Source organism: Natrinema soli, assembly GCF_028618695.1.
In genome coordinates this window covers 1-10,246 of sequence record NZ_JAQIVI010000083.1, presented here as the reverse complement: position 1 = coordinate 10,246, position 10,246 = coordinate 1, and the positions used below count along the sequence as shown (strand labels likewise).

The window sequence follows — 10,246 nt, the reverse complement described above, 5'->3', positions numbered from 1 at the left end:
CACTCCCCTCGACGATCCCGCGCATGTCGTCGGCGTTCTCCGCGGGCGAACCGCCCGAGATGGCCCCGATGTCGTGCGTCGCGAGGCCGAGCTCGCTCGGCTCGAGCGCGTACTCCGCGACGGAATCGCCGTCGACTTCCGCAACGCGCGTCTCGCCGTGAACGGCGATCTCGTCGGTGCCCGCACCGTGGACGACCAGCGCGCGGTCGACGTCCATCCGGGACAGCGCGTCCGCGAGGACGGGGACGAGGTCCGGATCGTAGACGCCGACGATCTGTGCGTCGGCCCCGGCCGGATTCGTCAGCGGCCCGAGCACGTTGAATATCGTCCGCATCCCGAGTTCCTTGCGCGGCCCGATGACGGCCTTCATCGCCGGGTGGAACACCGGCGCGAGCATGAAGCCGATGCCGTCGTCTTCGATGGCTTCCTCGACGGCCGGCGGTTCGGCCTCGATGCTCACGCCCACTTCCTCGAGCACGTCGGCGCTGCCTGACGACGACGAAACCGAGTAGTTACCGTGCTTGGCGACCGGAACGCCAGCCCCGGCCGCAACGATGGCGCTCGTCGTCGAGACGTTGATCGTGTTGTAGTCGTCGCCGCCCGTTCCGCAGGTGTCGACCAGCGGCGCCCGGTCGGGATCGATCGTTCTGGCCGCGTCGCGCATTCCCTCGGCGAACCCGGCGATTTCGGCCTCCGTCTCTCCTTTCGCGCGTAGCGCCGCCAGCAGCGCGCCGATCTGTGCTTCCGTTGCCCCCTCGAAAACGGCCGTCGAAGCCGCTCGAGCGTCCGATTGCGTGAGATCGTCCCCGTCCGCCACTCGTTCGACGTATTCCTTCATAGTGAACACCAATGTACGTAGTTGTCTTACAATGTCCAAATGAGTACATAGACTTAAGCGTATCGTCCCGGTGCATGGGGGCGACTCGCGTACGGCGGACGATTCGAAACCTTCAATTGTAGCGGCGGGCAACGATTGGGTGTAGACAGCGTGACGACGCGCGTCAGGCTGTGTGAACGCGAAACCAGGCGGGTTGGTAGTCTAGTCTGGTTATGACACCTCCTTGACATGGAGGAGATCGGCAGTTCAACTCTGCCCCAACCCATTTTTGTCGAACTCCACGACGAACCGGTGAGCAATCGGTTCGCCAGAAATTGCAACGGATAAGTTAAACCAGGAAGCGAAACGACCGTGGTTCAACGCTGTCCCAACCACTCTACTTCCTGCGAGCAAACTCCCAAGCGGCTGACTCATTCTGGTATCAGCAGATAGTAGCGCGATTGCTTTATTCAGCGTGTTACGTGACACTTGTGAGAAGTACAGACGAAGAGAGTACCGGCAGGTCACTTCCCTTCTGGAAGTTCTTTATGATGTTCAGCGAGCAATTCTACTGTGGGTTCAATTTCGTCAAAGTTGGGTCCGCGTTCTACGTAACTCATTTCAGGAAACCAGTTGATAAACCCGTAGTCGTCTAATTTCGGCAGATGAACGTGCTGGCGTTCGATTCTATTTGATTTCTCAAATTTCGTAATATTTGGTGGAGTATCGAGTTCTTCGGGTGAATCCGTTTTCGGACTCTCTTCCAGCAAGGCGAACAACAGTTGCCGACGCTGTACATTCGATACTACTTCGTATAGTTCATTATAGACCTGGCTCATACGAATTACCATTGGACATTCTCCTATAAAGTCTTCTTCCTAGATTTAGATTGAATGACTGTTCTGTGTAGTAGGGTGGATCGATTTCTGTTCAGTGCACATCTGTAGTTGCCGTTCAGTAGAGACCAACGAGCTATCGTGAGCTTTCGTCGATTTCGATCGTCGTTCCAGACCGTGACCTACTCTTCGAGTTGGTACCATCCACTAACTGGTCCATCTTCCGTTCAAATTCGGCGTCACTGATCTCGCCTTCGACGTACTGCTTCTTAAGTTGCCGTCGCCGATCTTCGGTCGTTGGTTCGACCGTTTCGGAGACATTGAACCGGCGAAGAAGCGGGTACTCCCGCTCGAGCCATTCAACGATCGAAACCAACCTATCGTCACGAGGGAGTGACGTAGTCCGGAGGACAGAGACAATCGTTGCAACGAGAAACGTTGCTGTAATGACTCCGAGGACGAGTACGATCAGAACCCATTCAGCCGCTGCTCCGAGCATCGTTATCAGAATGAATTCCTCACTCGCCGGGACACCACCAGAGAGTGCTGATAATCCATCGACGATTCCCATCAACCCCGCGCCGACCAGCAGGATTCCAGTAATTACGAATCCACCGAAATACAGCCAGTGCCGGGAGGCCATATCTAACAGGTTGGTGCGAAAAGAGATAAAATGCACCGAAAAGTGCGATTGGTCAGTAAGCATGTGTAGTTGCCGTTCAGCACAGTGTACGTGTGCAGTACTAACTTCTCGACAATCAGTAACGTATTTAGTAGTTTTAGGAGAGTGGCTATTTGGCGTATCGCGCAAGGGACCGTAGATCAATATCGAGAACTGCAAGGAGAAGTAATCCGTATCCTCCGAAAACGGGGATAAGTGGAAGGTAGTAGTATGGACACCCACAGATGCATCCGGCAGGCTCAGCAGTCATGCGAGTGGCTGGCCCCAACCCTAACGGTGATGAGAAAGTGAAGTCTACTCGAATATGCTGCCAGTAGACGTAATTCTCTGGGATATCGTAGGCACACCCCAAACAACCACCAATAAATGGGGGTGGAACGGTACTCAAAAACAGGAAGAGGAAGCCGCCCACACTGAGCGCCCAACGCCCTGAGACATAGCCCACGAACCCTGCCGCAACCAGAAGGCTTCCAAGACCAAGAAAGAGCCCGATGAACGGGATGAGACCGGAGAGAACATAGGTAGAGCAGTTAGACAGATACCGAAAGTGAGAACAGCGCACACTCCCGCTGCCTGTTTTCGAGATGCCGTACCCATAACTCCTGACATTTTCCCATATAGTAGTAAGAACCCATCGATTTCTAATTGGTGTTCTGTCACGTTCCATCCTCAATGGTCGATTCGCATACGCAGTTGCCGTTCAGTATAGGTGAAGAAATTGACATTTTGACATTTCCATAGACCAAGCAGATAATTCTTAGAATAAAAGTAATTGAGAGGCCAATTGAAGTCAGTATCATCAATCGGTTCGTCTGTGAACTACTCCGCCCTACCGCGCTCGGGCCTACCCGGCCCCCGCTTGTTGAGAATTGAACGTCGGATGTCACGCTAAGCCAGCATTCTCGAAAGCCTCATCTTGCGTTCACTGAGGTAATTTGGATTGATGCGTGATGTCTATGATAGTGGATTTATCAGTATTAACCGAAGTATTTTTTAAATCTGTCTAATATATCTATAGATAAAAGCCTAATAATTTTTCCGAACCGCAATATCTATATCGTTCTATTTAGAGATATAACTCAGTAAATGTCTACGACGATTAGCGTTACTGCGGATGCCGTCTGGTCGGATCCGGCTATCGAGGGTCTTGAGGTCTTCGATGCGGAATGGCGGCTCAACGTGGACCGGTATCTGAATTTCATAGAGACAGCCACTGGAATCTCGCCAAACGGTGAAATCTCTGCGTCGGACTGTTATCGGATCGGGAATCGCCTATACGCGCTCGTCGAAGAACGCAAGCGGCATGAGGAATGGGATTCTTCGCTCGTCGAAGAATATCCAGACATCAAATCTCTGAAGGAATTTCTGTGGGTGGCACGTTTCTTTCTGATTTGCCACGAGTGCAGCAACGCCAGGGGAATCTGTTACTCACCACGTAAACCCGACGACGCCTGTATCTCAGCACAATAGGAGACAAAAGGACAAATCGCACTACCCGTCTCCAATTCCTCCACCGGATACCACCTCTAAGATCAAGCCAGCGATCGCAGCGAGAAGATACATAGCCATACATGGCTCTATTAGTAAATAACTTAATCCGATTACGGAGTATTATTTCCTACCGCAACTGAGCGTTTGAATCTCAGCTTCAAACCCCGCTAATGAATACAAAACCCCAGTTCAGTGAGAATGTCGAATCACACCACGAACGGCTCGATATCGATGACCACAGGGAGGTGTATATCATCGGAGATGTCCACGGCAGCCGGGCCACTTTGGAGAAACTCTTAGCCGAGCTCGACCCGAGCGATAACGACCTCCTCGTCTTCGTCGGTGACCTTGTACGAAAGGGTCCAGATAGCCCCGGCGTCATCGACCTCGTCCGCAATGATGATCGGCTCGTCAGTGTCCGCGGAAATAATGAGCAGAAAATCGTGCGTGGTGATAAGCATCCAAACTGGCTACGGAGTGGCGATCGAGCATATTTCGAGTCACTTCCCGTCGTGATTTCGTTCGACGACGCGCTCGTCGCCCATGGTGGTGTAGATCCCGATCGACCACTAGATACCCATACTGCCGAAGAGCTATTGACCATGCGTTCACCCGCCGGTGAAGGATACGATGGGCCATTCTGGTACGACGACTATGATGGGCCTTACCGCGTATTCTTCGGACACACTGTCCACGAGGGCCCCATGGAACTGGAGTACGCCGTCGGTCTCGATACTGGATGCGTCTACGGCGGAAAGCTCACTGCGTACGACTACCAGAACGGCGAATTCATCACGGTAGAGCAAACGACAACCCATCAACAGCGGGACGATTCGAAAGTCGTCAGCATAGCCTGAACCATTACTCGGTTCTCATGTATCGAGCAGGCAAGAACAGTAACCCATCTTATCAATCGGTTCGTTTCCAATTGAAGCAACATAGTAGAATTACTGATATTCGAAGGCTCGTAGCTTAAAGGAAACACTGTACGTCACGACTATGGTGGAATACCGAATTCAAAGAGAGAAGGCGATTTGAGACAGCTACTCGTATTCCGCTCGAAGGCGTTCTCGGGCTCCCTTTTGTGTCTTGAAGTACCGGCGATCCCCCTCAGTGGTTCGTACCGTCCAGCCGTACGTCTCACTATCGGGATGGTACCAGTGTTCGGAGTACATATCGAAGATGGATTTGTTGCCCTCGTCTGATTGCACCGGACCGGAGGCATCGGCCTCCACAGCATAATCCGCATTCGTGGAATCCATACCCGGCTCGTTTTCAGGAGCTTCGTCGATCAGGAGGTCGTCCTCGACAAGATCCGTATCAACTACCATCCCAGGCCCATAACCGCGATCAACGGCAGCTTCAGAGGCAGCCATCAGGATCTCTTGGATATCCCACACCGGTTCGTCATCCGGCGTGACTTGCTCGTAGTGTCCGTCACTTTGCATCACCCACCGGCGACGATTATCCTTCAGTGAGGCTTCCAAGATGAAGCGTAACTGTTCTCGAAGCTGTTGATTTTCCACGGGCGTGATAGCTTCAACTCGATGATCGAGGTTCCGTGTCATCCAGTCAGCCGATCCGATGAACCACTCGGGGTCGCCTGCATTCTCGAAGTAGAAGATTCTGGCGTGTTCAAGAAACCGACTGACGATCGAATGCACAGTGATGTTCTCGCTCAAGCCCTCAATCTCTGGGCGGAGCCGACAAATGTCTCGCACGATTAGGTCGATCTTGACCCCTGCCATCGAAGCCCGATAGAGTTCCGCAACCATCGACGGATCTTCGAGTCCGTTCACCTTGACAACGATTCGTGCCCGCTGACCTGACTCAGCATGGTCGATTTCTCGTCTGATCATTTCGGTGAACCGCTCGCGTATCGTCACTGGTGCGATGAGGAGCTTCCGGAAGCGATTATCGAGGGTCGGTCCAGTGAAGAAGTTGAACACCTTCGTAAGGTCTTGCCCGATATCCCGATCAGATGTTAGCAATCCAACATCTGAATATCCCTTCGCCGTCTCGGAGTTATAATTTCCAGTGCCGACGTGCGAGTACAGTTGAACGCCATCATCCTCTTGGCGAACGACGAGCGCTGTCTTCGTATGCGTCTTCAAGCCAACGGTGCCGTAGGCGACGTGAATTCCTTCTTCTTCTAATTGTCGAGCCCATTCAAGATTGTTCTTCTCGTCGAAGCGAGCCTTGAGCTCGACCATTACCGCCACCTGTTTGCCGTTGTTGGCGGCGTCGATGAGACTCTGAATTATCTTGGAGTCGTTTGCCGTCCGATAGATAGCTGCTTTCACCGCAAGTACGTTGGGGTCGTTCGCCGCCATATCGAGAAAATACTGTATCGTCCCCTTGAAAGAGTGATACGGATGATGTGCGAGAATGTCTCCTTTCTGGATTTCCCTAAAAATATCCGTCTCCTCATCTTTGGCCTCGCTTGTGACCGTCCCCAATCGGGGATGTGCTTTCGGCGTCCACGACGGTAGTTTGAGGTCGGGATACTCCAAGTCGAGGAGTTCAAAGAAGTCCTCGAAGTCAATCGGCCCTTCCCGATAGAACACTTCCCGATCCTGCATATGGAGCTGCTCTTTGAGAATTGAGACCGATTCGTCAGGCATCTCGGCGTCAACCTCCAGCCTGACCATGGTGGCGAAGCGACGTTCCTCCAGGACTTCTTCGACCACGTCAATAAGATCTTCGGCAACCTCCTCGTTGCGCCGCACTTCAGCGTTTCTGGTCACCTTGAATTTTGACACGTCACGGATGTCGAGATTAGGTAGTAAGAGGTCGAGGTTAGCCTCGATCAGATCCTCGATAAGAATGTACTGATCGGTTTCCCTAGGAATCGCCACCAGCCGCGGTTGATTCGACGGTATCTTGATGCGAGTGAACCGCGTCTCGCTGTTTTCATCGGAGGAAAGCACCGCAAGGGACAGCGAAAGGTTCGAAATGAACGGGAACGGGTGGGCCGGGTCAAAGGCGAGTGGCGTCAAGGTTGGAAGGATCGATTCTTCGTAGTAGTTCTGTAATTCTTCATATTGGGCGGACGATAGCTCGCTGGGTTCACGGATATCGATCCCTTCCTCTGCCAGTGTTGGCTTCAGGGTCTGCTGCCAATATTTCGACTGCTCTCGAAAAAGAGGTCGGACGGTATCGAGTACCTCACACCACTGTTGTTTCGGCGTTCGACCGTCCGGCGTCGTCTCGGTCACGCCAGCGTCGATCTGTTGTTTAAGTCCACCAACACGCTTCATGAAGAACTCGTCCATGTTCTTGGTGAAGAACGCGAGAAATCGGAGCCGCTCAAGGGGGGGATTCCTGGCATCCATTCCCTCTCGCAGCACACGTTCTTGATAGGCGAGTTCCGAGAGCTCCCGGTTGAGATAATAATCGGGATTGGTCAGGTCCCGCTCGTTCATCGTCCCTCCCTATAGAGATGAGTAACCACATTATGTCGAATTTGAGAGTCACACATTCCATTTGCTGGTTCGATGCCGGCGGGGCCCCTGATAAGATCGTGGTCTCGGTCCACGTTGAGGAGCCATTCCGCGTCAGTGACTTCGAGACCCTCGATAGAGGGATCCGACCAGACCGGGTCCGCAGTGACGTGAATCGTAGTAGCCATTTACCAGTTCATATTCATAAATAGCAGGCTATAGGTCTTGCTTTTGGTGAAAAAACCGTCAACTTCTGTACATAGAAAGAGCAATGTCTAGTCAACGAGCGAGGAGTTCTTGAAATCAGCTGTCATGCAGTTCCAAGAACCGTTCACTGTCACGCTCGAAGCAGATCCGCTTCACTGCTGGGATGACGAGAGCACCGCGAGCGCCCTCAGAACGCTCGCGGTGCGGCTTCAGTCGACAGGTATCTCGCTTCGTAAAACCGCCGCCGCTCTCGAAGAATTTGGTCCCGTCCCAAAGTCATATAGAGTTCGCCTCTGGTTCAGTAGTTGTCAGGGACGGTATGCCGAACCTCCTTTCCTCTCGAAGTGCGAGATAATTACCGTTCTCAACAGTGATGTGAAAGCCGCTGTAGACAAATTTAACTGATCCATCCTGTTGTGACTCACACAAGTCATTCATCATTTCTGGATCTATCGTCTCATATGGTACTGTCTAGATAAGGGAAACCGCAAGACAGGACGACAATGAAGTGACGGTATCGGTTGTGAAATTACCATCTATGATTTAACATAAAGAGACCCTGTTCCACGAGCAGCGAAAATTCGGCTGCTTCAGCAAACGTCCCATAAACAGTAATGGTCCCAGATCCCATCGGTGTTGCTTCGACAGACGCTGAAACGGCGTTTGACGTTAGAATCGCTTAACTAGACAGTGCCTCTCATATAATGGTGTCAAATCGCAAGGGCTACATTCTTTCAATGTGCTTACAGCATGGACAGTTGCTATACTTACCGTTTCATCTTATGGAATCGTATGTTCAACTATCAAGTGATCTTCCGGGATATCGTGTTCCATTACTATTTTTAGTAGGCGCGGCCGGATAAATCACATACGTTGTGAGGATGTAGGTGAATCGTTGTGTAAGCATGTGTAGTTTCCAGATTGACCGTTTCAGTTTCGAATCCAATTTTGAATAAAGGAACCGTACTACCAACTACTGTTATAACTCGAGTTCGTCGATACTTCTCTCTGTCAGTCTCGAGATCCCGCGTCGCTATCCCAGTCGGTGAAACAGTCGGCGGGCTCTACGTCTCGTATCGCATCCGATCCCTCGCTCGGAATGTGGCGAAAGCAGCGCGGTTCGGCCTCCGTCTCGGCGATCCACGCCGCCTCGTCGCCGCAGACCGCACAGCTCGGAGCGCCGCCGACTCGCAGCGCGAACCACCAGCGAAGGCGCTGCAGTCGGCTTCGGAGCCCCGCTCCGATCCGAGACGGGATATCCGAAAGGGTGCTCTCGGTCACTGTGACTCGACCTCCTCGAGGCCTTCCACGTCGTCCAGCATCATGAACGTTTGATCGTATCGGGCGACGGGGTCGTCGCTTCCGATCTCGAGCCGACCGAGCCAAGGGAACTCCATCTCATCGTCGTTGAAGATCGAACGGTACAAACCCGCGAGTCGACTCGAGCGGATTATGGAAGTCGTCGGCCGGCTGCTGGCGCTGCTCGTCGTGTTGCTGGTCGGAGCCGGATTGCGGACGAGCGGGATCCTCGACCGCCATCGGACCGAACTGTTGAACGCCGCGGCCTACTACGTCGCGCTGCCGGCGCTGATCTTCGTCTCCACCTACGATCGGTCGATCGGGGACCTGCTCTCGCCGGCGCTGCTCGCCGGCCTCCTCTTCGTGCTGTTCACGACCGCCGGACTCTCCGCGCTCGTCCACCGAAACCGCGACTCGAGCGCCCGCCGGAGCGTCGCGATCGTCCAATCGTATCACTCGAATCTGGGCTATCTCGGATTGCCACTGGTCGCCGCGACGTTCGACGCGTCGGTGACGGCGATCGCGAGCGTCGTGCTGGGCGTCGTGACGCTGATCCAGTTGCCGCTGACGATCCTCGTCCTCTCGACGCTCAACGGTGGTGACGCCTCGATCGCGCGCGAACTTCGCGGACTCGCGACGAACCCCATCCTGGCGACACTGATCGCCGGCCTCGCGGTCGGCTCCCTCGGGATCTCGATCCCGTCGTCCGCCGCAACTGGCCTCGATGCGGTCGGCTCGCTCGCCTTACCGGTCGCGTTGCTCTGTGTCGGGGCGTCCCTGCAGGTCGACGTGCCCTCGATCGACGCCGGGGCGACCGCCGCCGTCGTCGCGCTCAAGATCTGCCTGATGCCCGCCCTCGCGTGGGCCGTCTTCTCCGCGCTGGCCGTCGATCCCGCGACGTTCACTGCCAGCGTCGTGATGCTCGGCACGCCCACCGCCGTCTCGACGTTCGTCTTCGCGAACGAACTCGGTGGCGACCGGGAGTTCGCGTCGCTGAACGTCTTCGTCACGACGCTGGCCTCCATCGCGACGCTATTCGCCCTGATCACGCTGGTTAGCTAGCGGGCAGGGTTCGGCTTCGGACATCGACTCTCGAGTGGCGGTCAACAACCCGACCTCAAGGGCCGGGGTATGCCTCGACCACCGATGAAACCGATCCGGACCGATGAAGCCGCCCACTACCGCGAGAAGAGTTGCTTGAGTCGGCCGAACAAACCGGGCTCGTCGTCCGTGGATTCGTCGCTCGTCACGCCGTCCGCGTCGCGGTCGACCGACCCGGCGAGCGGGCCGTCGTCGGGCCGATCGGTATTGCCACCGGAGCCGCCGTCTCCCGACCGTGCCGTCTCGAGGTCGTCCATCGAGAGGTCGATATCGTCGATCTCGGGGGTCGATTTGCGGCCCTCGCCGACCTCGGCCGCTCGAACGTCCGCACCCGTGACGGTCCCGTCGTCGACGCGGGTCGCGAGGTCCT

Annotated in this window: 10 protein-coding genes, 1 tRNA gene and 1 pseudogene; 4 read left to right on the top strand and 8 right to left on the bottom strand. The window is 54.6% G+C overall.

Annotation, left to right across the window (positions count from 1 at the left end; translation table 11 throughout):
* Nucleotides 1–838: anthranilate phosphoribosyltransferase (gene trpD / locus PGX04_RS05235; RefSeq protein ID WP_273737535.1), on the bottom strand; the 838-nt coding region annotated here is incomplete at its 3' end.
* A gap of 190 nt (nucleotides 839–1,028) precedes the next feature.
* On the opposite strand from trpD, the gene PGX04_RS05230 reads away from it, so the two are divergent.
* Nucleotides 1,029–1,103, top strand: a tRNA-Val gene (locus PGX04_RS05230).
* 238 nt (nucleotides 1,104–1,341) lie between these two features.
* On the opposite strand, the gene PGX04_RS05225 is transcribed toward PGX04_RS05230, so the two are convergent.
* Nucleotides 1,342–1,656: a hypothetical protein gene (locus tag PGX04_RS05225; RefSeq protein ID WP_273737534.1), complete on the bottom strand. Its 315-nt coding sequence runs from the start codon at nucleotides 1,654–1,656 to the stop codon at nucleotides 1,342–1,344.
* Between the two features lie 133 nt (nucleotides 1,657–1,789).
* On the bottom strand, nucleotides 1,790–2,296 hold the full coding sequence (locus PGX04_RS05220) for an SHOCT domain-containing protein (protein WP_273737533.1): 507 nt from the start codon (nucleotides 2,294–2,296) through the stop codon (nucleotides 1,790–1,792).
* Between the two features lie 1,125 nt (nucleotides 2,297–3,421).
* Between PGX04_RS05220 and PGX04_RS05215 the strand changes: the two genes are divergently transcribed.
* Nucleotides 3,422–3,805 carry a death domain-containing protein gene (locus tag PGX04_RS05215; protein WP_273737532.1) on the top strand — a complete coding sequence of 128 codons (384 nt, stop codon included), beginning with the start codon at nucleotides 3,422–3,424 and terminating at the stop codon, nucleotides 3,803–3,805.
* A gap of 191 nt (nucleotides 3,806–3,996) precedes the next feature.
* On the top strand, nucleotides 3,997–4,683 hold the full coding sequence (locus PGX04_RS05210; protein ID WP_273737531.1) for a metallophosphoesterase family protein: 687 nt from the start codon (nucleotides 3,997–3,999) through the stop codon (nucleotides 4,681–4,683).
* 186 nt (nucleotides 4,684–4,869) lie between these two features.
* On the opposite strand, the gene ppk1 is transcribed toward PGX04_RS05210, so the two are convergent.
* The 4 genes from ppk1 to PGX04_RS05195 form a co-directional block, all read right to left on the bottom strand.
* Nucleotides 4,870–7,251, bottom strand: coding sequence for a polyphosphate kinase 1 (gene ppk1 / locus PGX04_RS05205; RefSeq protein WP_273737530.1), 2,382 nt, complete (start codon nucleotides 7,249–7,251; stop codon nucleotides 4,870–4,872).
* A gap of 501 nt (nucleotides 7,252–7,752) precedes the next feature.
* Nucleotides 7,753–7,929, bottom strand: a complete 177-nt coding sequence (locus tag PGX04_RS34430; RefSeq protein WP_377042268.1) for a hypothetical protein — start codon at nucleotides 7,927–7,929, stop codon at nucleotides 7,753–7,755.
* Between the two features lie 558 nt (nucleotides 7,930–8,487).
* Nucleotides 8,488–8,757 carry a hypothetical protein gene (locus tag PGX04_RS05200; RefSeq protein WP_273737529.1) on the bottom strand — a complete coding sequence of 90 codons (270 nt, stop codon included), beginning with the start codon at nucleotides 8,755–8,757 and terminating at the stop codon, nucleotides 8,488–8,490.
* Nucleotides 8,754–8,903 (bottom strand): hypothetical protein, encoded by a 150-nt coding sequence (locus PGX04_RS05195; protein WP_273737528.1) that lies wholly within the window; start codon nucleotides 8,901–8,903, stop codon nucleotides 8,754–8,756. Before PGX04_RS05195 ends, PGX04_RS05200 begins: the two co-directional genes overlap by 4 nt.
* A gap of 25 nt (nucleotides 8,904–8,928) precedes the next feature.
* Between PGX04_RS05195 and PGX04_RS05190 the strand changes: the two genes are divergently transcribed.
* Nucleotides 8,929–9,837, top strand: a complete 909-nt coding sequence (locus tag PGX04_RS05190; RefSeq protein ID WP_273737527.1) for an AEC family transporter — start codon at nucleotides 8,929–8,931, stop codon at nucleotides 9,835–9,837.
* A gap of 116 nt (nucleotides 9,838–9,953) precedes the next feature.
* On the opposite strand, the pseudogene PGX04_RS05185 reads toward PGX04_RS05190, so the two are convergent.
* Nucleotides 9,954–10,246, bottom strand: a pseudogene (locus PGX04_RS05185) (hypothetical protein); the annotation flags it as partial.